The organism is Corynebacterium sp. HMSC063A05, from assembly GCF_001809695.1.
GTDB classification, from domain to species: domain Bacteria; phylum Actinomycetota; class Actinomycetes; order Mycobacteriales; family Mycobacteriaceae; genus Corynebacterium; species Corynebacterium amycolatum.
Genome location: NZ_KV798504.1, coordinates 89,399 through 115,443 on the forward strand (window position 1 = coordinate 89,399; position 26,045 = coordinate 115,443).

Annotated in this window: 21 protein-coding genes; 2 read left to right on the forward strand and 19 right to left on the reverse strand. The window is 59.4% G+C overall.

Features of this window, described 5'->3' with window-relative positions; translation table 11 throughout:
- Positions 1–11 precede the first annotated feature (11 nt).
- From HMPREF2651_RS06915 to HMPREF2651_RS06960, 10 genes are all read right to left on the reverse strand, one after another.
- A complete protein-coding gene (locus tag HMPREF2651_RS06915) occupies positions 12–2,798 on the reverse strand; it encodes a DEAD/DEAH box helicase (protein ID WP_049181046.1) in 2,787 nt (928 codons plus the stop codon).
- A gap of 24 nt (positions 2,799–2,822) precedes the next feature.
- Positions 2,823–4,049, reverse strand: coding sequence for a twin-arginine translocase subunit TatC (gene tatC / locus HMPREF2651_RS06920; RefSeq protein WP_246817343.1), 1,227 nt, complete (start codon positions 4,047–4,049; stop codon positions 2,823–2,825).
- A gap of 18 nt (positions 4,050–4,067) precedes the next feature.
- Positions 4,068–4,379, reverse strand: a complete 312-nt coding sequence (gene tatA, locus HMPREF2651_RS06925; protein WP_049181044.1) for a Sec-independent protein translocase subunit TatA — start codon at positions 4,377–4,379, stop codon at positions 4,068–4,070.
- A gap of 74 nt (positions 4,380–4,453) precedes the next feature.
- Positions 4,454–5,485, reverse strand: a complete 1,032-nt coding sequence (locus HMPREF2651_RS06930) for a helix-turn-helix transcriptional regulator (RefSeq protein WP_049181043.1) — start codon at positions 5,483–5,485, stop codon at positions 4,454–4,456.
- Positions 5,485–6,513 carry a helix-turn-helix transcriptional regulator gene (locus HMPREF2651_RS06935; protein ID WP_049181042.1) on the reverse strand — a complete coding sequence of 343 codons (1,029 nt, stop codon included), beginning with the start codon at positions 6,511–6,513 and terminating at the stop codon, positions 5,485–5,487. Before HMPREF2651_RS06935 ends, HMPREF2651_RS06930 begins: the two co-directional genes overlap by 1 nt.
- Positions 6,514–6,555: 42 nt before the next feature.
- The gene (pafA, locus tag HMPREF2651_RS06940) at positions 6,556–8,046 is read right to left on the reverse strand and encodes a Pup--protein ligase (RefSeq protein WP_049181041.1); all 1,491 of its coding nucleotides are present in this window, start codon (positions 8,044–8,046) and stop codon (positions 6,556–6,558) included.
- A 3-nt stretch (positions 8,047–8,049) separates the two neighbouring features.
- Positions 8,050–8,244, reverse strand: coding sequence for a ubiquitin-like protein Pup (locus tag HMPREF2651_RS06945; RefSeq protein WP_005510795.1), 195 nt, complete (start codon positions 8,242–8,244; stop codon positions 8,050–8,052).
- Positions 8,245–8,303: 59 nt separating this feature from the next.
- Positions 8,304–9,905: a depupylase/deamidase Dop gene (dop, locus tag HMPREF2651_RS06950; RefSeq protein ID WP_193393891.1), complete on the reverse strand. Its 1,602-nt coding sequence runs from the start codon at positions 9,903–9,905 to the stop codon at positions 8,304–8,306.
- Positions 9,898–11,475 (reverse strand): proteasome ATPase, encoded by a 1,578-nt coding sequence (gene arc / locus HMPREF2651_RS06955; RefSeq protein WP_239663047.1) that lies wholly within the window; start codon positions 11,473–11,475, stop codon positions 9,898–9,900. The genes dop and arc overlap by 8 nt, the downstream gene beginning before the upstream one ends.
- A 109-nt stretch (positions 11,476–11,584) precedes the next feature.
- Positions 11,585–12,427 (reverse strand): tRNA (adenine-N1)-methyltransferase, encoded by an 843-nt coding sequence (locus HMPREF2651_RS06960; protein WP_005510776.1) that lies wholly within the window; start codon positions 12,425–12,427, stop codon positions 11,585–11,587.
- A 106-nt stretch (positions 12,428–12,533) separates the two neighbouring features.
- Between HMPREF2651_RS06960 and HMPREF2651_RS06965 the strand changes: the two genes are divergently transcribed.
- The gene (locus HMPREF2651_RS06965) at positions 12,534–13,421 is read left to right on the forward strand and encodes a RecB family exonuclease (protein ID WP_049181039.1); all 888 of its coding nucleotides are present in this window, start codon (positions 12,534–12,536) and stop codon (positions 13,419–13,421) included.
- 193 nt (positions 13,422–13,614) lie between these two features.
- Here HMPREF2651_RS06965 and HMPREF2651_RS06970 read toward each other — a convergent pair whose 3' ends face one another.
- From HMPREF2651_RS06970 to HMPREF2651_RS06990, 5 genes are all read right to left on the reverse strand, one after another.
- Positions 13,615–14,928, reverse strand: coding sequence for an anaerobic C4-dicarboxylate transporter (locus HMPREF2651_RS06970; RefSeq protein ID WP_049181038.1), 1,314 nt, complete (start codon positions 14,926–14,928; stop codon positions 13,615–13,617).
- A gap of 39 nt (positions 14,929–14,967) precedes the next feature.
- Positions 14,968–16,416: an aspartate ammonia-lyase gene (gene aspA / locus HMPREF2651_RS06975; protein WP_049181037.1), complete on the reverse strand. Its 1,449-nt coding sequence runs from the start codon at positions 16,414–16,416 to the stop codon at positions 14,968–14,970.
- Between the two features lie 304 nt (positions 16,417–16,720).
- On the reverse strand, positions 16,721–17,566 hold the full coding sequence (gene hisG, locus HMPREF2651_RS06980; RefSeq protein ID WP_038625460.1) for an ATP phosphoribosyltransferase: 846 nt from the start codon (positions 17,564–17,566) through the stop codon (positions 16,721–16,723).
- Between the two features lie 14 nt (positions 17,567–17,580).
- A complete protein-coding gene (locus HMPREF2651_RS06985; RefSeq protein ID WP_005510825.1) occupies positions 17,581–17,844 on the reverse strand; it encodes a phosphoribosyl-ATP diphosphatase in 264 nt (87 codons plus the stop codon).
- A gap of 5 nt (positions 17,845–17,849) precedes the next feature.
- Positions 17,850–18,551, reverse strand: coding sequence for an HAD family hydrolase (locus tag HMPREF2651_RS06990; RefSeq protein ID WP_239663046.1), 702 nt, complete (start codon positions 18,549–18,551; stop codon positions 17,850–17,852).
- Positions 18,552–18,706: 155 nt separating this feature from the next.
- On the opposite strand from HMPREF2651_RS06990, the gene HMPREF2651_RS06995 reads away from it, so the two are divergent.
- Positions 18,707–19,612, forward strand: a complete 906-nt coding sequence (locus tag HMPREF2651_RS06995; RefSeq protein ID WP_048734210.1) for a thioesterase family protein — start codon at positions 18,707–18,709, stop codon at positions 19,610–19,612.
- Between the two features lie 7 nt (positions 19,613–19,619).
- Here the strand turns inward: HMPREF2651_RS06995 and metH are convergent, their stop codons facing one another.
- The 4 genes from metH to HMPREF2651_RS07015 are packed head-to-tail and all read right to left on the reverse strand — an operon-like array spanning position 19,620 to position 26,021.
- Positions 19,620–23,279 carry a methionine synthase gene (gene metH / locus HMPREF2651_RS07000; RefSeq protein ID WP_049181036.1) on the reverse strand — a complete coding sequence of 1,220 codons (3,660 nt, stop codon included), beginning with the start codon at positions 23,277–23,279 and terminating at the stop codon, positions 19,620–19,622.
- A 49-nt stretch (positions 23,280–23,328) separates the two neighbouring features.
- Positions 23,329–23,736: a hypothetical protein gene (locus HMPREF2651_RS07005; protein WP_038625453.1), complete on the reverse strand. Its 408-nt coding sequence runs from the start codon at positions 23,734–23,736 to the stop codon at positions 23,329–23,331.
- 2 nt (positions 23,737–23,738) lie between these two features.
- Complete coding sequence (gene mshC, locus HMPREF2651_RS07010; RefSeq protein WP_049181035.1) at positions 23,739–25,121, reverse strand: cysteine--1-D-myo-inosityl 2-amino-2-deoxy-alpha-D-glucopyranoside ligase; 1,383 nt, start codon at positions 25,119–25,121, stop codon at positions 23,739–23,741.
- A gap of 18 nt (positions 25,122–25,139) precedes the next feature.
- A complete protein-coding gene (locus tag HMPREF2651_RS07015) occupies positions 25,140–26,021 on the reverse strand; it encodes an undecaprenyl-diphosphate phosphatase (RefSeq protein WP_038625450.1) in 882 nt (293 codons plus the stop codon).
- Positions 26,022–26,045: the final 24 nt, after the last annotated feature.

The following is a 26,045-nucleotide window of genomic DNA, read 5'->3' on the forward strand; positions in this document are numbered from 1 at the left end:
GTCCGAGATAACTAATTATTCAGCGCCACTACTCCCCTGCGAATCGCCTGAATAGCCTCGGCAGACTTATCGCGAATGTCTGTGGAGTAGCCGGTCTTCTTAATCTGCTGCAATAGATCAATGACCTGACGGCACCAGCGGACAAAGTCACCCGGAGTCAGCTCCGCGCCACTTTCGGCCGCTGCCTGCAGGCAGTACCCCAGCGGTGCGCCCGCAGTCCACTGATGAATTGCAGTGGCAAAGGCCATGTCCGGCAAGTTCGTCACCGGCAGACGGTAGCGGCGCTCGTCCTCCGACAACTCTTCCCAAATGCGATAAGTGTTCCCCAACGCCTTGGCCAGCGGCTCCGTCGGAACCTCGTCGCTGCCCTGGCTGGCCTTGCGGTTTTCAAAGACCAAACTCGACACGGCACCGGCCAGCTCTGCCGGGTCCAAGTCGTCCCAGATACCGCGGCGCAGGCACGTGGCCACCAGCAGATCCGACCCATTGTGAATCTGCGCCAGCCGCAGGCCTTCCTCCGTAATCGTCGGCTCCGCGCCCTCTGGCCATTCCACGTAGTCCATCTGTGTTAGCAACTGCAGCATGCGGTCGAATGTGCGTGCCAACGTATCGGAAGCGGAATCGACGCGCTTTTGCAGCTTGGCAACATGCGCCTCAGCCTGTCGCAGCGTATCGGCGTGACGAGCCATCGTCTCCACCGCAGGGTCCCCATGCAGCGGGTGCTCGCGCAGCTCCTGGCGCAACTTCCTCACCGCCGGAGAGTTGCCACCGCTGCGACGCTTCAGCCTCTTTGGTCCCTTCAGCCCCTTGCGGCCGATCTCTGCACGCACAATACCGAGCGCACGTCGCGGATGCCGATCCGCATCCCGCGGCAGCTTAATCGAGCCGACTGTCTGCGGCGCCGCTGGGAAGATATGCGGTTCCACACGTCCCACAAATCCGCCGACACTGATGACACCGGGACGAGGATTCGACTTCGAATGATCCTCCCGGTACACCACCGCCAACTGCACCTTCTTACCCTTCGGCAGCGGAATAACCTCGCCCCTACGGAGCCTTCGCAGCGCGGTCACCGTTTCCGTGTGGCGGTCTTCAATATTGCGGCGCTTGGCGTTCTTCTCCTCCTGGGTCAGCTTCGCGCGCAGATCCAGGTATTCGAGCATCTGGGTCAGGCGCTCGTCGTCACGCGAACTGCCCTCTCCGCTTGACGACGACCCATCAGCTTCCGACCCTTCGGCGTGCGCATCGGCTCCCCTGCCGAGCAATTCCGCACGCAGGGCCGCGGCTTCTTGCTTGGCCTTGGACAGTTCGGCGGCGACTCCGACGATGTCGCCATCCGCCTGGAACTGTGCGAATGAGCGCTCCATGACACGCTTCGACCCCTCGTAACCGAGTGTCTGTAGGAGGTTGACGCTCATGTTGTAGCTCGGTGCGAAGGTGGAGATCAGCGGGTACGTGCGCGTGGATGCCAGTCCTGCGACGGCCTTCGGGTCCATTGCCGGGGCCCACTGCACCACGGCATTGCCGACGGTGTCGATACCGCGGCGGCCAGCGCGACCCGTCATCTGCGTGTACTGACCGGGCGTGAGATCTACGTGTGCCTCGCCGTTGAACTTGACCAGCTTCTCCAGCACAACCGTGCGGGCAGGCATGTTGATGCCCAGTGCGAGCGTCTCGGTGGCGAAGACGACCTTGACCAGGCCTTCGTTAAAGAGCTCTTCCACAATGTGCCGAAACGCAGGCAGCATGCCCGCGTGGTGCGCCGCAAAACCTCGAATGAGAATGCGGCGCCAGCGCAGGAAGCCGAGAACCTGCAGGTCTTCCTTCGGAATGTGCGCGACACCGTCATCGATAATCTTGGCGATGCGCTCCTGCTCATCTCGGTCAGTGAGTTCTGCGCGAGTAGCGCCGACCTGCGCCAACGCGCCTTCGCAGCCCGCGCGGGAGAATATGAAAACAATCGCGGGCAGCATGTTCATGGAGCCGAGCATGCGGATAACATCGCCGCGCTTCGGTGGGCGGAACTTGCGCTGCCCCCTATCGCCCCAGCTGTATGAGCGCCCACCGCCCTTGTGTTTTTTGTACTGGTAGCGCTCCCTGGCCCCAGCGTCCCCGTAGCCGAACTCGGCGCGACGGCACGCCTCCAGCAGGTCCTGATTGACCTTGTCCGACTTCGCCTCGAAAAGAGGATAGAGTCGGTTGCCCACTAGCATGTGCTGATGCAGTGGAACCGGACGCAAATCCGTGACAATAACGTCCGTGTGCCCGCGCACCGTGGACAGCCAGCGCCCGAATTCCTCGGAGTTGGATACCGTCGCGGACAAACCGATGACAGCCACGGACTGGTCGAGGTTCAAAATAACCTCTTCCCACACAGCGCCGCGCTCCCGGTCAGCGAGGTAGTGAATCTCGTCCATCACCACATGCGTGAGTTTCTTCAGCGTCGGCGAGTTCGCGTAGATCATGTTACGCAGCACCTCGGTGGTCATCACCACGATGTCTGCGTCGCCGTTAATCGAAGTGTCACCAGTGAGCAGGCCCACGCGGTCCTCGCCGTAGTCCTCGACTAGGTCGTGGTACTTCTGGTTGCTCAGTGCCTTAATAGGGGTGGTGTAAAAGCACTTGCCGCCGCGCTCGAGCGCAGCATAAATAGCGAATTCGCCAACAATAGTTTTGCCCGCACCGGTGGGTGCACAGACGACAACGCCCCGTCCTGCCTCAATTGATTGGCAGGCGCGGAGCTGAAAGTCGTCAAGATCGAAATCCTGTTGGCTAACGAAATCGCCGAGAAGAGTCATGCCTCTAGAGTGTCATAAACCACGCTAGAGAACATCATCAAAGTCACTCGTCGGACGATTTCGTAAGTCCTGCGTCGGCATCGGAGTCTCCGGAATCATTCCGTGTGGACGCGGTGGACGCGAATTACGGGTCGGGCGCATCTGGGATGCCTGAGTCGGCGCCGGCGGGTTCACTGGCGTCGGGCCAGAAATCGGGGAGGTCGTCGGAGCCGCTGATGCCGTCGGCATGCCGCCCGGCTGAATCGACGTCGGCGTGCTTACTGAAGTCGGGGCGTCGATGCCGCCCACGTCGCCGATACCGCCAGCAGAACCAATTGGACCGGAGGCTGTGATTGGTCCGGAGCCTTGTTCGTCATCCAGATCTAGCCACTCCGGACGCTCATTTGCCTTACGACGGTCATGGAGGCGACAAATCTGGATTGCGATTTCGACCAGCAATGTCAGCGCCGTCGCCATTGCGACCATAGATATTGGTTCCTGACCTGGCGTCATAAAAGCCGCAAAGACAAACAGCGACATGATGATAATGCTGCGTTTATCCTTGATGCCCTCGTAGGTAATGACGCCCGCCATGTTCAACATCACCACGAAGAGCGGAACTTCGAAGCTGACTCCGAAAACTAGAATTAGTGCGAGGACGAAACCGAAGTACTGCGAACCGGTGAGTGCAGAAATCTGCGTTTCTTCACCGATCTGAAGCAAGAACTCCAAACCGAAGGCGACAACGAAGTAAGCCAGGACGGAACCCATGACAAACAGCAGTGCTGCGGCAGTCACAACTCGGCGGGTGGTGCGGCGTTCCTTCCGCACCAAGCCAGGGGTGATGTAGGCCCAAATTTGGTAGAGCCACCATGGCGACGACATCACCAGACCGGCCAACGCGCCGACCTTTAGTCGCAGCATGAACATTTCGAACGGACTGGTCGCCAGCAGACGACACTCCGCACCCTCGCCGCCGCCGAGACGCATCTCGGGTGGAAGCTGACAGTACGGATCCTTGAGCAATTCACCCAGGGACTTAAAGTGCAGCGGACCGACATCGGTCGAGGTAAACGGTATGCGGAACTGGCCAATTGTAAAGGCGGTCTGGTACCAGATGAAGCCCACAACAGTGCCAACGGCGATACCAGCAAGAGAGAGAACGAGACGACGCCGGAGCTCTTGAATGTGCTCGACAATAGTCATCACGCCCTCGGGATTGCGCTTACGTTGGCGCTTCCGAAGACGTGATGTGGATGTAGCTGAAGTCACGCTTCAACCGGCCTTCTACTACTGCTGCGGCTGGCCAGGGTTGTTCTGGCCAGGCTGCGGCTGGTACTGCTGCTGCGGCTGAGCCTGGGGCGCCGGCTGCTGGTACTGCTGCTGCGGCTGGTACGGCTGCTGTGGCTGGGCCTGCGGAGCCTGCTGGATTGCAGCCTGCTCTTGTTGCTCGTCATCGTTGCGCATTTCCTTGACTTCGGACTTGAAGATACGCATGGAGCGTCCGAGCGAACGAGCGGCATCCGGCAGCTTCTTTGCGCCAAAGAGCAAAACAAGAACAACCAGGATAATGATGATTTCCCAGGGACCTAGGTTCGGCATCCGCTTAGAGACCTTTCAAATGAATACAAATACAAGTGGCAAGTTGCCACATTGTGCGCGATAGAAGCTCTAGTTTAAGCTTTGTCGTTTCGACCATACTCTGCCAAAGCTTCGGAAGCTCGCGCAACAACGGCGTTTTTCAATTTTAGGGGCTCAGTGACTTTTACGCTCGGTGAACGGCGGAGCACAAAGGAGACTGTTGCTGCCAGGTCGGACATGGGCACGTCAGCGGCAAATTTCGACTGCCCTAAGCCTTGGTCAGAGACCGGTTCGGTATCCTCTTCTTCTCCCTCATCTTCGGTGAAGAAGACCGGTTCATAGTCTGCGATCCACGTAGCATCGGCGTCGATAAGCACACTCGCCCATTCGGACGTCCCCGTTTCCGCACCAAAGGCGTGCGGATCACGGATATCGACGGGCTCTGGGCGGTGGAAAGCGGCGGGAATGTCGAGGACCTCGGCGGCCTCCAGTCGGTCGACACGGAAACTCTTCTGATGGCTGTCTTCCTGCGCCCGGTCGACGGCGCGGAGGTATGTTGTGGACTCAACTGTATAAACGTTGACACAGTCAAGTTCACGGACTGAAACCTGCCCTGAGGCATTCCGGTAACGCACCTTCAGCACTTTGCGCTGATGCAGCGCGGAGTAAATCTGCTCTGCAAAGGCAAAGGCCTTGCCATCCTCTGCGGCGGTCGAATCGATGATGGGAACGTTCGTTCCCAGGGCACTGCGGAGCTTTGTCGCGGCCCTCTGCGCGGCCTCGGAAGAGGTGGCGGCTGCGGAGTCCTCGATGGTTTCCAGGATGAGCAGCAAGGTCGCGGTCTCTTCGGCTGTGAGCGCACGCGGGTGGCTGAGCACCGTTGCATGAGGGCGAATACGGACGTCAAAGCTGTTGCGGTAATCAACTTCAAAAGCCCGCACTCCGAGGAGTCCCGGCTGGTCAATATCGGCAATCTGCTCCACGATTGCCCGAATTCGGGCAAAAGGGATGGCCAGCTCGGTTGCGGCCTCTGTCATTGAACGGTGCTGGGAAAAATACGGTACGACCGCCAACAACTCGTCGACGCTGACAGTCGCGTCTAGTTCTCGGGCTGCATGCACTGTCATTAGTTGCCCTCCAGAGTGTTCTTCGTACCATTCGATCCGCCATGGCGAGCGAGTACCTGCTCCAACCGAGCAATAATTTTCGACCGTGCCTCTTTAGGTGATTCCACAATCAAATCCGGTGCGTAACTCAAACCTGTGGACACAATCTCGCTCACAGGTGCCGCTGGCAGCTCGTAGCGGCCCTCCCCCAGCGCTGTTGCTTTCATTACGACATCAGCGCAGGTATTCGGGGTAATACGAACGACCGCCTGATACGTCTTCCCACCGCGGTGCAACATCTCTTTCGCAATCTGTTGCAAGTCACCATCGGGCATTGGCTGCGTCACCGACGTTCCCGTATCCGACACATCGCGGATACGGCTGAGCCGGAACATACGCGCCGCCTCACGCTGCGGATCAAAACCCAGCACATAGAAGCGTCCGCGCAGGTTAATCAAACCCCACGGCTCCAGCGTGCGCAGTTCATCATCCACGCCGTACTGGCGGGAGTACCACATCTCTACCGTCCGCCGCGGCGAAGTCATTGCGGTCAGTAGCGTGCTGAAATCCGCCCTACTCATATCCACCGCATCGGCTACCACCACCGACTCATCCGGCTTCGCAATGGCGCTGCGCTGCGCAAATGACGCGAGCTTCCGCCACGCCGCCACAGCCGTCGAACTCAGTTCCTCCGAACCAAACGCGGCATTCGCGGCCTGGAACACCACCGAAGCCTCCGCTTCAGTGAACTCGGGGTCGTGCTGGGGCCACCGCAGCCTGTTCAGGCGCAGGCGTTTGACCTTATCGCCAGTGCTTGACGACGAAACCTCCACCGGGACCCCGGCGGTCAGGAGTGCGGCGGTGTCCGCACGTAGGTATCGAGCCCGAGAATCCTCGGAAACACGAGCGTAACCCTCGACATGTTTGGAGATCCACGACTCGCTGACCCACCCGGTGTCGTCGGCAAGCGCCAACAGCAGCTGAACCTGGCGTTGGTTCTCACTAATCGCGGCGGTTCCGGGGTTTTCCGATACAGGTGGGACAGACACGACTGTGGGGCTCCTTTTCCTGGGCGGTTTCCTGGGACGGAACTAGTTTTCCGGCTGCGTATCCGAGGTCTTCTTCGCGGCCGTCAGAATCTCAATCATCTCGCTGACCTCAGCGTTTTCCGTGGCAAAGGGGTCGCCGAGCATCGTGGAGATGGGATCATCGCCGGAGATCTTCAGGTGTGTCCAGTCCACGACGGTCTTCAAACTGGATTCTTCAGCTGCAACGAGGAAATCACCCCGCAGCTTCGCACGAGTAGTCGGCGGTGCGGTGCGGACTGCCTCAGCAACCTGCTCATCGGTAATCCACCGCGAGGCAATACCACGGGCTTCCAGCGCGCGGAAGATGCCGCGGCCGGGACGGATGTCGTGGTAGGCCAAGTCGATCTGATGAAGCTTGGGGTCCTCCAGAGTCAGACCGCGGTCCAAGTAGCGCTTCATTAGCGAGTACTTAATGGCCCAGTCAATGTCGTGCTCAATGAGAGACCAGTCACCGGTTTCCACGGCATCCAGTGCGCGCCCCCACAGCTCGACAATGCGGCCCATTTCCTCGTTGGACGTGCCGGCACCGGCAATGCCCTTGTCTTCGTTGACCATGTTTTCTTCGCGGACCTTCAGCCACTGCGCTGCAGCGTCCAGGAACTCGCGCTGAATCTGCAGCGCGGTGGCAGTTTCGCCACTGCGCAGTGGAATCTCGGCCTTGCCCGTCATATCGCGGCTCACCGCACGGATGGACTTAATTTCGTTGGCGACCTCGAAGTCCGGCAACTTCACGCCAGCTTCAATCATCTCCAGGACCAACTGAGTGGAGCCAATCTTGAGTGCGGTCGTCGTCTCACTCATGTTGGAGTCGCCCACGATGACGTGCAAGCGGCGGAATCGGTTGGAGTCCGCGTGTGGCTCATCGCGAGTGTTAATAATCGGTCGGGAGCGCGTCGTTGCACTGGAGACACCCTCCCACACATGATCCGCGCGCTGCGAGAAGCAGTACTGAATCGGATCGTTGTGATACGGCGAGGTTGGGTACGGCAGGAAAATCTTCCCCGCCCCGCAAATGAGCTGTCGCGTAACCAAGAAAGGTAGCAGCAGCTTGGACAGGGACTTCAGCCCCAGTTCACGTCCAACCAGGTAGTTTTCGTGACAACCGTAGGAGTTACCGACGGTATCAACGTTGTTCTTCAGCAGGTAGACCTTGCCACCGATGCCCTCGTCAGCAAGCTCTGCTTCAGCCCTTTCGGCGAGCTCGTTCAAGATGACCTCGCCCGAGCGGTCGTACGCGACCAGCTGCGAGACAGAATCGCACTCAGCGGTGGCGTACTCCGGGTGGCTTCCGACATCGAGGTACATACGACCAGCATTGGGGGTGAAAATGTTGGTTGCCCCGTACTTGGCGATCACGGGTCGGAACATGTAGCGGGCAATCTCATCCGGCCCCAGGCGACGCGAGCCATCCAGCGTCAGAGTGATGCCGAACTCGGTCTCAATGCCGGTGATGCGTCGGGTCAACGCCTGTGCTGGTACCTGCTGGTCAGTCACTTCTTACTGGCCACCCTTCTGGACGTACGAACGCACGAACTCCTCGGCGTTGTTCTCCAGCAGACCATCAATTTCATCCAACAGGTCGTCAGCAGCTGCAACGTGCTCCTGTGCCTGACCGCCGCCAGCGACCTCGCCGAACTCTTCCTCGTCGCCTCCGCCGGAACCGCCGCCGAAAACCTGAGTGTTACCAGCCATGATATTGCTCCTTAAAATGAACTTTTGAGTATTACTGCCTATTACCGCACTATGCGTGCCTATTGTTCGCGGATAGCCCCGAGCGTACGCAGATGCTCGACCACCTCGGCCACTGTCTCCGCAGACTCCAACACCTCACCGCAATCAGCGGCAGTGAAACGGTCAACTTCATCCAGCGTAATGTAGGCCAGCGTGATTCCCGGCGACTCCACGTCACGAGTGCGTCGATACACCCCCGAAGTGTCCACCACTAAGCTGGTCCAACTGCCCGCGACGACATCCTTGCCAAAGCGGCGCAAAATGCCACCGCGCACATACGCACGCGTGGATTCCGGCGCATATTCAACCGCGCGGTTGACTTCTTCCTCGGACACGAGCGTGCGCATCGAACCGCGGCGTACCAGCGCATGGTACAGCCCACGAGTCGGATCAATATCCGAGTACTGAATATCAATCAGCGCCAACTTCGGGTGATCCCAGCCTGCGCCCAGGCGGGTACGCAAGCCCTCCATGAGGTTGTATTTCGCCACCCAATCCAGCAGGTGGGCTGCCTTGCGGGGGTCGTCGGCAAGCACGTCGAGCACTTCACGCCAGAGCTTGACGACGTCGCCCTGCTGATCGTAGCTCTCCACGCGACGCAGGTACTCGTACTGCGTTTCCACCGCGGACATCCAGGTGACATGGTCCGCCAGCTGCAGCTTCTCGGTGCAGGTTAGGTCTCGGGAGACCTTATGGACCGCCTCGACGGGGTTGCGGAGCTGCAGATCGTCGAAACGCACGCCGTCCTCGATGGCGTCAATGACCAAACCTGTGGTGCCCAGCTTGAGGAAGGTGGCGACCTCACTCATGTTGGCATCACCGATGATGACGTGCAGGCGGCGGAAGCGATCGGAGTCGGCGTGTGGTTCATCGCGGGTGTTGATGATGCCGCGGTTCAAAGTGGTCTCCAGTGAGACTTCGGTCTCGATGTAGTCCGCGCGCTGCGAAATCTGGAAACCCGACTCCTGTCCCGTCTGTCCCAGACCGACGCGACCAGCGCCCGTAAACACCTGGCGGGTGACGAAGAACGGTGTCAGACCGGCGACAATGTCATCGAACTCGGTTTCCCGGGAGAAAAGGTAGTTCTCGTGGGCGCCATACGAGGCACCCTTGCCATCGACATTGTTGCGGTAGAGCTTGAGCACCGGGCCGGGGTTGCCTTCGGCATCGGTGGCTTCTGCGGCAAGCTGAGCTGCCCGCAGCATAATCTTGTCACCTGCACGGTCTGCGATGACCGCTTCGCGGGCAGTTGCCGTCTCCGGTGAGGAGTATTCCGGGTGTGCGTGGTCGACGTAGAAACGGGCACCATTCTGCACCAGCAGGTTTGCAGCGCCAACGGCGTTTGGATCCACAATCGGTGGCTGGTGGTAGCGGCGCAGGTCAAAGCCACGGTTGTCGCGCAATGGCGACTCCGGTGCGTAGTCCCAGCGGATGCGCCCCGACAGGCCCTCCTCCTGCTCGTGCGCGAAAGCCAGCACGGCCTGCGTGGAGGTGAGAATTGGGCTGACATCCGGGTTGTCCGGGCTGGAAATGCCGTACTCAATTTCGGTGCCGAAGAAGCGGTTCGGCTGTGCGGGGTTTGCAGCAGAGTTAGCAGCAGACTTCGCAGCGGAATTAGCCATGGCGAATCACCTCGACCGAGGCAACGCGCGAGGTTGGGCGGCCGGAGATACGAGCCCACTCATCCGGGTTCGAGGTATTCGGCAGGTCCTCGTTCTGCGCGAACTCCTCCGCCACGGCGGACAGCAGATGGTCCAAGCTAATGCCCGCCTCGCCACCGGCGATAACCGACTTGATGGCGGACTTCTTCGCGCGGTCGACGATGTTGGAAATCATCGCGCCGGAGTTGAAATCGCGGTAGTACATGACCTCGCTGGTGCCATCTGCATAGCGGATCCGCACATACTCGTTTTCTGCCGTCTTGGCGTACATTCGCTCAACGACCTGATCAATGAGGTGTGCCACATTCTGTTCCACCCCACCGTGAGCCTCTACCTCAGCCGCGTTGTACGGCAGCTCCGGGGTCAAGTACTTGCGGAAGATATCCTTCGCCGCAGCCTCATTCGGGCGCTCAATGCGGATCTTCACATCCAGGCGTCCCGGGCGCAGAATTGCCGGGTCGATCATTTCCTCGCGGTTGGTGGCACCAATCACGATGACGTTTTCCAGTCCCTCTACACCGTCAAGTTCACTGAGCAGCTGCGGAACCACAGTGTTTTCCATATCCGAGGAGATACCCGAACCACGAGTGCGGAAAATCGAGTCCATCTCATCGAAGAAGACAATAACCGGCTTGCCATCTTCGGCAATGTCGCGAGCGCGGTCGAAAATCAGGCGAATCTGACGCTCCGTCTCGCCCACGAACTTATTGAGCAGCTCCGGGCCCTTGACATTCAAGAAGTACGACTGCGCTCGCTGCGCCTCCGCCTCGGTCTTGCCTCGGGACAGCGCAATCTTGCGTGCCAGCGAATTAGCCACAGCCTTGGCAATGAGCGTCTTACCGTTGCCGGGAGGACCGTAGAGCAGCACGCCCTTCGGCGGACGCAGGTTGTACTGCTCAAACAGTTCGGGCTGCAGGAACGGCATCTCCACGGCGTCGTGAATCTGCTCAATCTGACTATCCAAACCACCGATATCCGTGTAGGTGACATCCGGTACCTCTTCCAGTACCAGGTTTTCCACCTCGGACTTCGGAATGACCTCAAATGCATAGCCCGACTTGCGGTCAATCATCACCGAGTCCCCCGGCTTCGGCGACAAGTCCCCAGCCAGGGACACCACGAATTCCTCACCGTGAGTATCCGAGGCCAAAATGCGCTCCCGATCCGGCAGCACCTCACGAACATTGGCGATATCGCCGCTTTCCGGATAACCGCAGTCCTCCACGATTATCGAGCCCTCATTCAGGCGCACCTGCGCGCCCGGCCGAAGCGCCCGCTCGTTAATCTCCGGCTGCACCCTCAGTCGCATCCGGCGGTTTCCGGTAAACACCTCTGCGGTGCTCTTCTCCGGTCCCGGCTTAAGGAAAATACCGTACGTGCTAGGCGGCTCCAGCATGTCCTCCATGTCTTGGCGCAGTAGCTCTAGCTTGTTACGGGAGTCCCGCAACAGCTCAACCAGGCGATTATTTCGAATGCCGAGGTTGTAGTTCTTCTGCTCAAGATCACGGATTTTGTCAGACGGCGTTGTCATGTACCCCAGATTACCCATAGGGCCAGATGCCGTTGTTGCTTGGTCGATTTAGACCGTGTGTCGTATCACGCTTTACGACGGCTACACCTCCCAGCGCGAAGCGGCGGTCTTACAGCTTCTTTTGATTTCGTCGCTGTGGACGCGGAGGCACCGTGCCGTCGGCAAGCCTGCGTGCCCACACCAGGAACGCGGTATGTGCTTGCATACGGTGCGCCGGGCGGACGGAGAGATCCTGAACATTCCAGTCGCGGACCAGGGATTCCCAGGCGCGTGGTTCGGTGAAGCACTTCTGCGCGCGGATGCCTTCCATGACCTTCATTAGCTGCGGAACGGTGGCGACATAGACCATGAGCACGCCGCCAGGCTGGAGCACCTTCGAAACGGTGTCCAGGCATTCCCACGGAGCGAGCATGTCCAGAATGACTCGGTCGACCGGACCGCCGAGCGACTCGACGGAGGCTTCGTTGAGATCGCCGAGGCGCAAGTCCCAGTTGTCGGGCTTGTGGCCCATGAAGTCGACAACGTTGCGTTCGGCGTGCTCGATGTGGTCCTCGCGGACCTCGTAGGAAATAAGCTGCCCGTCAGCGCCGATGGCGCGGAGCAGGTTGAGGCTGAGTGCGCCGGAGCCAGCGCCGGCCTCCAACACCCGCGCACCTGGGAAGATGTCGCCCTCGACGATAATCTGTGCGGCATCCTTCGGGTAAATCACCGCAGCGCCGCGCGGCATGGACAGGACGTAATCGACCAGCAAGTGACGCATGGCCAGGTAGACCGTGCCTTCGCCGGAGGTGACGGTGGTGCCTTCCTTGGCGCCGATGAGGTCGTCATGGAGGATGGTGCCGCGGTGGGTGAAGAACTTGCCACCCTCCTCGAGGATGACGGTGAAGTGGCGATTCTTCGAGTCAGTCAGCTGGACTCGGTCGCCGACCTGGAATGGTCCGCTTAATGCCATAGGTGTGTGGGCTCCTTTTGGGGTTTGGTTGGGTCTGGTTTTGTTTTGGTCGTGGCGGGATGTGTCGGGTGCAGCCAAATCCGGGCAGTACTCTAACCTGGCTAGTATGCCCGACAATGCCCAAAGTTCTAAGTCAGCAGTTCAGCCCTCCCGCCGCTCTAAGTTGGCGCTGTCGCCGTCGAGAGCTAATGACTACCGCCAGTGCCCGTTGAAGTACCGGTTCCGTGCGATTGACAAGATTCCGGAGCCGTCGACCGTCGCGCAGGTCAAGGGCACATTGGTACATGCTGTGCTCGAACAGATGCATGCCTGGCCCCGTGAAGAACGCACTTACCCAGCGGCGGTGAAGCGCCTGAAGCCGACCTGGGAGGACATGCGTGCAAAGGACGAGGAACTGATTGAGCTAGTTCCGGAGAATGATTACTACGACTTCCTTGTCGAATGCCGCGGCCTGCTCAAGGGCTACTTCATGATGGAAAATCCCATGGGGTTTGATGCGGCCGAGATGGAAAAGTTCGTTCAGCTAGTTATTGATCCGGATGCGGATCAGACCGTGCCGTTGTCGGTGCCACTTCGTGGTTTTATCGACCGCGTCGATATCGCCCCGACTGGTGAGGTCCGCATCGTCGACTACAAGACGGGCAAGAAGCCTTCTCCTCGCTTCCAGGATGAAGCACTTTTCCAGATGCGTTTTTATGCGCTGGTGTGGTGGCGACTCACCGGTCATATCCCGGAACAGCTGCGGTTGATGTACCTGAAGGTTGCCGATGACCTGGTGCTGAGCCCCAATGCGACAGAATTAGAGGCTTTCCAAACGGAGATTGCCGACTTGTGGTCGGCGATCGTGCGCGACGGTGAAAACGGTGACTTTGTGCCGAAGAAGTCCAAACTCTGCGGGTGGTGTTCTTTCCAGGAGATGTGCCCTGCCTACGGCGGCGTCACGCCGGAGTACCCCGGCTGGCCAGGCGCCGTCGGTGACGGTGGCGCTGAGTAAAAGTTGCGGATGGCGGTGGCTCTCGATGGCGGTGGCTCTCGAGGGATGTTAGCTTTCGCGGGTGCCGCCGTCGGCGGGAACGGCGCCAGTAAGAGTTACTGATTAGGTTTATAACGGGTGAATGAAATTAACTGTTCAGTTTTTGTCATAAACCTAGTCAGTTTCTCTATGCGGTGTTTTAGGTAGACCCCCGCTACAACAGCACGCTGCCGAAAGCGAAACCAAACGCGGCAGCCAGGGCAATACATAAAGTGCCCGGGATGATAAACGAGTGGTTAATCACGTATTTGCCAATTCGGGTGGTGCCGGTGTCGTCCATCTCCACCGCGGCAAGGAGCGTCGGGTAAGTAGGCAGCACGAATAGCGCGGAAGTCGCTGCGAAGGAAGCAACGGCAGTGATGGGAGAAACTCCCACCGCGAGCGCAGCGGGCATGATGGCCTTTGCAGTGGCCGCCTGCGAGTAGAGCAAAGCGGCCGCGAAGAAGAGCACGATTGCCAGCATCCACGGCATCGTGGTCAGTAGGCTGCCGGACGCGGTCTTAATGTCGTCGATGTAGTGGTTGATAATTGTGGTTCCCAGCCACGCCACACCGAGAACGCAGACGCTGGCGGACATGCCCGATTTAAACACTGGGGTGTTCAAAATCGTTGCCGCGTCCAACTTGCAGGCAAGCACGATAACGGTAGCGGCGGTCAACATTATTGACATGATCGCCTCGTTTCGTGGAAGCGTGGGATCAGTGATGAGACCGACCTGCTCAGTGCTGATGGTCGCGTAGACCATCACTGCGAGAATCGAGAGAAGGAAAATCGCCACCGAACACTTGGCCGACTTGGTTGGTGTGTATTCGCTCATCTGGCCACGTGGCTTAGAGACCAACCCCTTTTCCAAGCGGCTTTGATACTCCGGATCGTCGTCAAGCTCTTTGCCTAGGTGATTCGTGACAAAGGCGGTCGGAAGGATGGCGAGGAACGTCGAAGGAATGAGAATCGCCAGGAGTGTGAGATAACCAACGCCGCGGGGTTCCATGAGCGAAGCCATGAGCACTACAGCCGCTGAAATGGGTGATGCCGTAATCGCCAACTGAGATGCGATGACCGCCACGGACAGCGGGCGGGACGGGCGAACGCCTCCTTCCTTGGATACTTCGGCGATAACTGGGAGGGTGGAAAATGCGGTGTGGCCGGTGCCGGCGAGCAGGGTCATCAGGTAGGTGACAACCGGGGCCCAGTAGGTGATGTGTCGCGGGTTTTTGCGCAACAACCGTTCGGCAATGTGGACGAGATAGTCCATGCCTCCGGCCCTCTGCATAGCGGCAATTGCCGCTATTACCGACATAATGATGCCGATGACATCGAAGGGGATGTCATCTTTGGTAACTGGCACCCCGGTGATGCCGAGCGCCAAAACGCCCAGCCCACCGGCGAATCCGATAGCAATTGAACCTAGACGCGCTCCAAGGAGGATCGCTGCTAGAACGATAAAGATTTGGACGGCAACTAACATGTGTATCTGCGAAAAGTCACTCGTTAGGCTTGTTGCCGCTTAGGACAAATCGTCGAGGCGAGACTCCCCTGCCACGTAGCGCTTACCCCGATATTCCGGGTGCATGAGGTTCTCGGTGCTCAGGACGTGGTTGAGCTCCTTCTCGTCCATCAGCCCACGTTCAAGGACAATGTCGCGGACGGAGCGGCCGGTGCGAGCGGCTTCCTTGCCGACCATATCGCCCTCGTGATGGCCAATGACCGGATTCAGGTAGGTCACGATACCGATGGAGTTTTCCACATAGCCGCGGCACACTTCCGGGTTAGCGGTGATGCCGGTAATGCACTTGTCGCGCAGAGTGTCGGTGGCGCTGCGCAGCAGTTCAATCGACTCGAAGAGACATGCGCCGATGACAGGCTCCATCACGTTTAGCTGCAACTGACCGGCCTCGGCTGCCCAGGTCAGAGTCACGTCGTTGCCGAAGACCTTGAAGCAGGCCTGGTTCGCGACCTCCGGAATTACCGGGTTGACCTTTGCCGGCATAATCGAGGAGCCAGCGGCGCGCTCCGGCAGGTTGATTTCATTCAGTCCGGCTCGTGGACCCGATGCCAGCAGGCGCAAGTCGTTGCACATCTTGGAAATCTTCATGGCTGCGCGCTTCAGGCATGCATGCACGCTGACGTAGGCGCCGGTATCGCTGGTGGCTTCAATTAGGTCCTTCGCAGAGGTCACCTTAAAACCACTGACCTCACGCAGCGCTTGGGTCACGGCCTCGCGGTAACCCGCCGGCGCATTCACACCGGTACCGATAGCGGTTGCTCCCAGGTTGATTTGCAGCAGGCGTGCCGACGCAGTTGCGATGGACTCCTGTTCTTCCTCAAGGTTGTGGGCAAATGCGTGGAAAACCTGTCCCAGGGTCATGGGAACGGCGTCCTGCAGCTGCGTGCGGCCCATTGTGATGATGTCGTTGAATTCATCACCCTTAGCATGTAGGGCCTCAACCAGGGAATCGAAGTGCTTCTGCAGGCTCAGCAGTGACATGTGGATAGCAAGACGGAAACCCGTTGGGTAGGCGTCGTTGGTTGACTGGCACTGGTTGACATCATCGTTGGGGTGAATGACGTCGTATCGGCCCTTTTCCAGACCGAGCAGTTCCAGCGCGAGGTTAGCGATGACCTCGTTGGTGTTCATGTTGAGACTGGTGCCAGCTCCACCCTGGAAGACATCGATTGGAAACTGATCCATGCAGCGTCCCTTTTCCAGGATTTCATCACATGCGGCGACGATGATGTCTGCAACATCGCTGGGCAGCGTGTGGACGCGCTGGTTGGCAATGGCCGTGGCCTTCTTCACCATCACCATGCCACGAATGAATTCGGGCACATCGTTGATGGTCTTGCCTGAGATTTGGTAGTTGTCGATTGCGCGCAGGGTGTGGATGCCGTAGTAAGCCTCTGCTGGAACCTCCATCGATCCAAGCAAGTCGACCTCGGTACGCGTTGCGGACATATGGACATAATCCCTTCTCGTAGGCGCAGTCTTATGAACCACAATTCGTGTGAACCACAATTGGTGGTGCTGCTTGGTTACACCGTCAAAACTACAGCGCTGGCGCAGCTGCCGCTTTTCCGGCATAAGGGGACTATGTCAGTACGGCTAACGCCGTGCGCACGCTTAGTGCTAAGCCTACTACCTACGTCGAGGTAGGTGGATGTGAAAATGCAGTGGTCAGCTCCCGGCGCGAGATGGCGTCCCCACTCGAGCTGGTTGGTCCTCCCCCCCCACCTCACCCCTTGAGCAGGTCAAGCTTCCACTAGATACGCGCGATGCGGATATTCGAGGCCAAGATTGCCTCGGCACCAATCTTTGCCAGGGCATCCATGAGCGGGTTGGCCTCTGCCTTCGGGACTAGCGCGCGAACTGCTACCCAATCCTCGTTAGCCAGCGGCGACACGGTCGGGCCAGATAGGCCCGGGGTGAGCTTGGATGCCTCTTCCAACGCGGACGCACGGATGTTGTAGTCAATCATCAAGTACGTCTTGGCATGCAGAATGCCGGTCATACGACGCAGGAACACCTGCTGCTCCTCGGTGACCTCCACACCCTTGCGTCCGACAACAACTGCCTCAGAGCTGACCAAAACATCGCCGAATGGCTTCAACCCCTGCTTACGCAGGGTGCGGCCGGTGGAGACAACGTCGGCGATAACGTCGGCAACTCCCAAGCGGATGGAAATCTCCACTGCACCATCAAGGCGAATGACGGTGGCGTTAATGCCGCGAGCCTTCAGGTCTTCGCGCACCAGATTCGGGTACGAGGTGGCAATGCGCTTGCCCTCCAGAGCTTCTACGGTCCACTCCTCATCGGCTGGGGCGGCGTAGCGGAAAGTCGAGGCACCGAAGCCCAGATTCAGAACCTCATCGACCGGAGCCAGCGAGTCAGCGGCCAGGTCGCGGCCTGTGATGCCCAAATCCAGATGACCGTTGCCAACATAGATGGGAATGTCCTTCGGGCGAAGGAAGAAAAACTCAATTTCGTTGGCTTCGTCGTGGATGGTCAGGCTCTTGGAGTCGCCTCGACCCGGGTAACCAGCTTCCTTCAGGATTTCGACTGCCGCCTCGGACAGCGATCCCTTGTTGGGCACGGCAATACGCAGCATGGTGTTGATTTCTCCTACAGGTACTTGTAAACATCCTCGGGGCTCAGCCCGCGACCGACCATGACCACCTGCAGCCAGTACAACAGCTGCGAAATCTCCTCTGCGAGGGCTTCGTCAGATTCGTGCTCAGCTGCAAGCCAGACCTCACCGGCCTCTTCGACAATTTTCTTGCCCTGGAAATGCACACCAGCGTCTAGCGCCTTGACTGTGCCCGATCCCTCGGGGCGCGACTGTGCTTTTTCCTTCAGCTCTGCAAACAGGTCATCAAAGTTCTTCACCTGGTCTATTGTTCCATGTCGTCTACTCGCCCGCGAAAGCAGCCCGCAATAAGCCCAAATTCGAGGTATCCAAATTGCCCGAAATGAAGCGCGCCGGGGGGTACTAGCGTCTCCACATCAGCTTGCGAAACGCTCACATCCGGCATTGGATTCCACACCACCGTGCATCCCGCAGCGAGTGCAGAGCGCACCCCGGTTGAGGAGTCTTCGATAGCCAGGCAGTCCTCTGGCGCAAATCCGACGAGCTCTGCGCCACGCAAGTACGGATCCGGCGCCGGCTTGCCGTTGGCCACCTCATCGCTACACACTGTTGCCGCGAAGTGCTGCTCCCCCATGACATCAATGCAGGGTTGCGCCACGTGTCGGCGAGTATTGGTCACCAACACCACCGGAATGTCAGCAGCTCGGGCCTGGTCCAAAATCTCCGGCACACCCGGGCGCCACTCCACCCCATGTTCTAGAACCAATTCTGTGAAGCGGTTTTCGACGAATTGGGAGCCCGAGGAAAACAGCTCGTCGTCAAGCGTGCGTCCCGCATGATCAGCGCAAATCGACAGCGTGTCCCAGAGAGTGTTGCCGACGCACTGCATGCGCAACTCCGGAGTCAGGCGACGGCCTACGAATTCCGAGAGGTCGTACGTGGCAATCTCCCACAGGGGTTCCGTGTTGATGAGGCTGCCGTCCATGTCCCACAAAATTGCTTTCACACCATGCGACTATGCCAGGCAAACAAGCATTTAGCGATTATGTCAGCAAAGCCGCCGGATTTGGGTTTAGAGTTTTAGAAAGGAAAGTATGTTGCGGTGCTGCATGCAACCACCGCATGAACGTGTCCCGCGCGAATGAAAGGCATCGACTCGCTATGACAACCACTGAAGATTCACTCGCCCAGGCAATCGACCAGCCCGAGGCGTACTTTATTCCGTTAGGCGCGGTCACCGAAGGCGAGCTCAGCTACGAGCGCTTCATGCCCACCAGCTTCACTTACGGGGCGTGGGGGCCGTTTCAGCACGGTGCGCCACCGTCGGCGCTGCTGACACGCATGTTGGAGCGCAGGCGCCTGGAAAGCGAGGGAATGCGTATTACTCGCATCGCCGTGGATCTGTTGTCGGCTGTACCGTACACGGAGCTGCGCGCGCGGTCATGGGTCTCGCGCCCGGGGCGGCAGATCGCCAAGATCGAAGCCGAATTGCTTGCCGACGTCAAGGGTGCCTGGTGGCCCGTTGCCACCGCGTCCGCGTGGATGATGGCCACCGCGGATACGCGGGATATTGAGCGTGCATTCGACAAGCAGGTGCCCGGGCCCGAGGAATGTAGCGCCGAGTACATTCCGCTTACCGACGACTGGAGTGGCGGCTACATCGAATCGATTGAAGCCCGCGCAGGTGCGACGGAAGAGCTGGCCGAGACGCAGATTCACTGGGTTCGCGCGACATACCCAATCGTGCTCGGGGAGGAGCCGACTGCGGTGGAGCGAGTCATGCAGGTAGCCGATACCGCCAACGGTGTCGGAGCCACGCTGAGCCCGCATCAGTGGGCGTTTATGAATACCGACTTAGTGGTTCACCTGCACCGACTCCCCCAGCTTGGCCCATCGGAGCAGTCGGCGGAATCGGAGTCGCAGCCGGAAGACGGCGGCTGGGTTGGCATCGCCGCCCGCGGTTCCATCGGTCCGGACGGAATCGGCATGACTGCGGGCGAGCTCTACGATGTGCACGGCCCCATTGGCCGCAGCATGCAGACCTTGCTGGTGCGACCGCAGGGATAACGCGAAGCTACACGTTGAAGTACTTCGCTTCCGGGTGGTAGAGCACGAACGCATCGGTGGACTGCTCTGGGTGCAGCTGGAGCTCCTCAGAGAGTTCCACGCCGATGCGCTCCGGCTGCAGCAGGTCAATCATGCCCTGACGGAAGGTCAGATCCGGGCAGGAACCATAGCCGAAGGAGTAACGAGCGCCACGGTACTTCAGGTCAAAGAAGTCCTGGGTATCGTCGGAGTCTTCCGCGCCAACACTTGTGCCGTCGGAGAACGCGAGCTCGGAGCGAATGCGCTGGTGCCAGTACTCGGCCAGCGCCTCGGTGAGCTGCACACCGATACCGTGAACCTCCAGGTAGTCGCGGTATTCGTTCTTGGCGTAAATATCGTTGGCGAAGTCAGCGATGGGCTGTCCCATGGTCACCAGCTGGAACGGCATGACGTCGGTCTGCCCTGCGGCGATGGCATCTTCGCGCGAGCGAATGAAGTCAGCAATGCACAGGAAGCGACCGCGCTGCTGACGCGGGAAGGTCCAGGACACCACTGGCTCGGCCGTGGGGTCAGGCTGCTCCCCTTCCGCCGGCAGCGGCAGTACGTGGACGGTATCGCCCTCAGAAACTGCCGGGAAGTAGCCATAGACGACAGCCGCATGTTGGAGAATGTTCTCGGCGCGCAGGCGCTGCAGCCATGCGCGCAGGCGTGGACGACCATCGGATTCGACCAGTTCCTCGTAGCTCGGTCCCTCGTCGCCGCGGGTGCCGCGCAGGCCCCACTGTCCCATGAACAGAGCGCGTTCATCGAGAGTGGTCAGGTAGTCGTCGAGAGGCAGACCCTTGACGATGCGGGTTCCCCAGAACGGCGGTGTCGCAACGGGGACATCAGCGGCGACGTCGGAACGCTCCGGCACCTCGGGGGCTTCAGCAGCAGCCTTGGCGGCGCGCTGCGCGGCGATCCGCTTTGAGCGCTCACGGCGGGCGCGGCGAGCTTCCTTCTTTTCGCGGGCGGCGATGGCCTCAGGCGAATTCTCGTCCGGGCCGAGGCCCTTCTTAGCTGCCATCAGCTCATCCATGATGCGCAGTCCTTCGAAGGCATCCCTGCCGTAGTAGACATCGCCGTGGTAAAGCTCAGACAGGTCGTCTTCCACGTAGCTACGCGTCAGCGCGGCGCCGCCGAGCAGCACTGGGAAGCGGGCGGCATCACCGGCGGAGTTGATCTCCAGCAGGTTGTCCTTCATCACCACAGTGGACTTCACCAGCAGACCGGACATGCCGATGGCATCGACATCCAGTTCCTTAGCTGCGGACAAAATCGTAGCAATCGGCTGCTTAATGCCCAGGTTATGCACGGTGTAGCCGTTGTTGGAGAGAATAATCTCCACCAGGTTCTTGCCGATGTCGTGGACATCGCCCTTCACCGTGGCCAGCACAATCGAGCCCTTGGAGCCCGTGGCATCCTCGGCATCCATAAAGCCCTCGAGGTAGCTCACCGCGGCCTTCATCGTCTCGGCCGACTGCAGCACGAATGGCAGCTGCATCTGACCGGAACCGAACAGGTCACCAACGGTCTGCATACCTCGTAGCAGGTCTTCGTTGACGATCGCCAGGGGTTCCTTTTCCTTCATGCCCTCATCGAGGTCAGCTTCGATACCTGTGCGCTCGCCGTCGATGATGCGCTGCGCCAGGCGGTCGAACAGCGGCATGGCGGCGAGCTTCTCGGCCCGGGCGTCCTTAGCGTCAGCGGCGGAGACTCCTTCGAAGAGCTCCATGAAGACCTGCAGTGGGTCGTACTCCCCGTCAGGGTGTCCCGCTTCACGACGGCGGTCGTAGACCATATCGAGAGCGACTTCGCGCTGTTTGTCGTCGATCTTGTTCATCGGCAAGATCTTGGAGCTGTGGGCAATGGCGGAGTCCAAGCCGGCCTCGATGCACTCGTTGAGGAATACCGAGTTGAGTACCTGGCGAGCCGCCGGGTTCAGACCGAAGGAGATGTTGGACAGGCCGAGCGTGGTGTGCACGTTCGGGTGGCGACGCTTAAGTTCGCGGATGGCTTCGATGGTTTCGATGCCGTCGCGGCGAGTTTCCTCCTGCCCAGTGGAAATCGGGAAAGTCAGACAGTCGACAATAATGTCCTGCTCGCGCAGTCCCCACGTGCCGGTGATGTCGGCGATGAGGCGCTCGGCAATCTCAACCTTCTTATCCTTCGTACGCGCCTGACCGTCTTCGTCGATAGTCAAAGCGACCACGGCAGCACCGTGCTCAACAACCTGGCGCATAATACGCTGGTAGCGCGACTCAGGGCCATCGCCGTCTTCAAAGTTCACAGAGTTGACCGCACAGCGACCACCGAGGTGCTCCAGGCCAGTCTTAAGAACTTCCGGTTCCGTAGAGTCCAGCATGACCGGCAAGGTCACCGAGGTGGCGATTTGAGATGCCAGGGTTGCCATGTCATCGCGACCGTCGCGACCCACGTAGTCGACACACAGATCAATCATGTGTGCGCCATCGGTGACCTGACCTCGGGCGGTGTTAAGGCACTTCTCCCAATCACCGGCCAGCATGGCCTCGCGGAAAGCCTTGGAGCCGTTGGCGTTGGTGCGCTCACCAATCATGGTGATGCCGGTCGTCTGCGTCAGCGGGGTTGCCGAGTACAGAGAAGCGACCTCATCGATGGGCTTTGCGTCCGGATCCGTCGATGGGCGTTCTGCCTTAACGGCTGGGCCCTGCTCGGCGTAGGTGCCAGCACCGGTAATAGCGTCGCGAACAGCGGAAACATGCTCCGGCGTGGTACCACAGCAGCCACCGACCATTGCCAGACCGAACTCTTCAACAAAGCCGCGCAGTGCAGTGGCCAGCTCTGGGGCGGTCAGCGGGTAGGTCGCACCGTTCTTACCCAGCACTGGTAGACCCGCATTCGGCATCACCGATACCGGGATCGAGGCGAAGTTGGACAGGTAGCGCAGGTGCTCGCTCATCTCGTCCGGACCCGTTGCACAGTTCAGACCAATCATGTCGATACCCAGCGGCTGCAGCGCTGCCAAGGCTGCACCAATCTCCGAGCCCATCAGCATGGTGCCCGTGGTCTCGACAGTCACGTGGACGACGATCGGAATCTTCTTCTCAGTCTGTCGCATAGCGGCCTTGACACCGTTGACGGCCGCCTTTACCTGCAGCAAGTCCTGACAGGTTTCAATCAAAAACGCGTCCGCGCCACCAGAAATCATGCCGAGTCCGGCCTCCGTGTAAGCGTCGCGAAGCTGAGCGTACGGAGCGTGCCCCAAAGACGGCAGCTTCGTGCCCGGGCCCAGCGAACCGAGGACAAAGCGTCGCATGCCCTCGCGCCCCGGCCCCATTTCGTCAGCGACCTTGCGGGCGATTGCGGTGCCCTTGTGCGCTAGTTCCTGGATACGGTCTTCGATGTCGTAATCCGCGAGGTTCGGGAAGTTACAGCCGAAGGTATTGGTTTCGACCAGGTCGGCGCCGGCCTCGAAATAGCGTCGATGAATCGTCTCGATAATGTCGGGACGAGTGTCATTGAGAATCTCATTACAGCCCTCGTAGCCGAGGAAGTCCGCGTCAACGTCGAGGTCAAAAGACTGCAGCTGGGTACCCATGGCGCCGTCGCCAATGAGTACACGGCTGTGCAGTGCGGTGAGGAACTCGGAAGAGTGGCGATCAGTCATAAGTAGACACCTTAGTCTACTTTCATAATCGCGCCGTTAATCGGGCTGGTTATTCCATCTCGAAGTAGCTTTCTGCCTTCACCGCAGGCAGGTCCAAACCGACAGCTTTCGTTGCGGAATTGATAATCACGAGAATCTCGTCGAGCTCCTCGTCAAAAATCGAGCCGCCGTGCTCATGCTCAATCGCAGCCACGCGCTGTAGGCAGTTCTCTACCGCCTGCGTCGCGGCTTCTTCTCGCTTATCGACGGCCAGCTCCGCCGCCTGATCAATACCAGCGGCGGCCTCGCGGAGAACTTCCCCGACCTGGTCGGCTACCGCTTCGTCAAAAAGTGGCTCCCAGAACTCGCGTTCCTCGGGCTGCAGGTAGCTGCCGGTGGCAAACATGCGCAAATCGGCAACTAGTTTATCGATGTTCTCTTTCGTTACTTCGACTGCAGACATGTCTGAGTTGCTCATGATCAAAGCTTAACGCCAAGCAGCGCGTCCAGCGCGGCGGCGACAAATTCGCCGGCGCCGGCTGCGCCAGTTACTGTGCCAGCTTCTGCGGCCTCTTCTGCTGCGCCAGCTTCTGCCTTGTTGCCGGTAGCCGAGGACCACTCCGCAGCCCAGGCATCGATAGCGTCCAGAGCAGCCGGCGTATCCAAGTCATTGGCCAGGCTTGCGCGCACATCGGCAACCAGTGCCGCTGCCGCGCTCACCGCCTTCTCATCGGTGGCAGTCTTAGTAGCTGCGCAAGCCGCACGCCAGGTCTCGAGACGTGCCTTGGCCGCCTCCAGCACCTCGTCCGACCAATCGCGATCAGAGCGGTAATGGCTGGCGAACACGCCAATACGAATCGCACTCGGATCCACGCCGGCGGCCACCAGCTTGGAGACAAAGACGAGGTTGCCCAGCGACTTGGACATCTTGACGCCATCCAGCGCAATCATGCCCGCGTGAACGTAGTGGCTAGCCATGCGTGCACAACCAGTAGCGGCCTCAGCGTGAGCCACCGAGAACTCATGGTGTGGAAACGCCAGGTCAGAGCCACCGCCCTGAATGTCGAAGCTCTTACCCAAGCGATTGGTAGCAATCGCCGAGCACTCAATATGCCAACCCGGACGGCCCGCACCAAAGGGGGCGTTCCAGCTTGGTTCTCCAGGGCGAGCAGCACGCCACACCAGCGCGTCTAGCGGATCTTCCTTGCCCGGGCGATCCGGGTCGCCACCGCGCTCCGCAAAGAACTCCGCCATCTGCTCTGCCGAATAATTGGATTCGTAGCCAAAGTTCTCGGTGGCACTCTTGCGGAAGTACACATCCGGGTACTCGTCATTGGTGAGCTGATAGGCCGAGCCGTTCTCCAGTAGCTTCTCGACCATTTCCACGACCTCATCGACGGACTCAATGGCGCCGATGTAGTCGCGCGGCGGAATCACCGACAGGTTTTCCATATCCGAGCGGAACAAATCAATCTGCGAGGTGCCCAGCTCGCGCCAGTCCACCCCATCGCGCTCCGCACGCTCGAACAACGGGTCATCGACATCGGTGATGTTCTGCACGTAATGCACCGAGTGCCCATTGTCCAGCAGCTGGCGGTAGATCAAATCAAAGGTGAGGTACGTTGCCGCGTGCCCCAGGTGTGTGGCGTCATAGGGCGTGATGCCACACACGTACATAGTCGCCTCTGGCCCCGCTTCCACCTGGGAGACCTTCTGATCCGCGGTGTCGTAGAGGCGTAAGGGTACCGATGTTGAGCTTTCGTCGTCAAGCGAATGCGCCGTACCTGCATTGCTGGCGCGGTTGAACACATCGAAGCGCGCATCGCCGAGACTGGGAACCTGTGGTTGGGGCCACGAATGCATGAAATACTCACTACCTCACTAAACAGCGTTGATCGTGCCGAAGCCGAGCAACACCATAACAATCAAACCGACCGGGATGCGGTACGCGGAGAACCAAGCGAAGGAGTGGTTCGACACAAACTTCAGCAGCCATGCGATAGACGCATAACCGACGACGAAGGCAATCAGCGTACCGATGGCCAATTGCGCACCACTAGCGGCCTGTCCCGCCGCAGGGTCAAACGCGTCTGGAAGCGAAAAAATTCCAGCAGCGAAAACAGCGGGGATAGCCAGCAGGAAGGAAAAGCGCGTTGCAACCTCTCGATCCAAGTGCAAGAACAGGCCGGCAGACACCGTACCGCCCGAGCGCGACACCCCCGGAATGAGCGCCAGACACTGCGCGAAACCCATGACGATGGCATCTCGCATGGTCAGCTCTTCATAGTTGCGCTCACGACGGCCGAACTTCTCTGCGGCGATAAAGACAAAGGAGAAAAGCACCAACACAGCGGCTGTAATCCAGAGATTGCGCAGGTTGTCGCGGATGAGATCCTTCCCCAGCACGCCGATGATGGCAATCGGCAGTGTACCGACAATCACCATCCAGCCCATGCGGTAGTTGAAACCGCGTGCTTCCTTATTGAACAGGCCGGCAAACCAGCCAGTGAGAATCTGCCAGATGTCCTTGGCGAAGAACACCAGCACAGCCAATTCGGTGCCGAGCTGTACTACAGCGGTGAAGGATGCGCCGGCGTCCTGGCCCCACAGCAGCTCAGAGACAATCCGCAGGTGCCCCGAGGAACTCACCGGGAGAAATTCCGTTAGACCTTGCACTACGGAAAGGATGATCGTCTGCGCCCAGGTCATACCGGTGCCGGCGGTATCGGCAGCAGTATCCGCTGAGGCGCTTAGTGTCGTCATGATAGTCACGGGTGTATAGGCTAC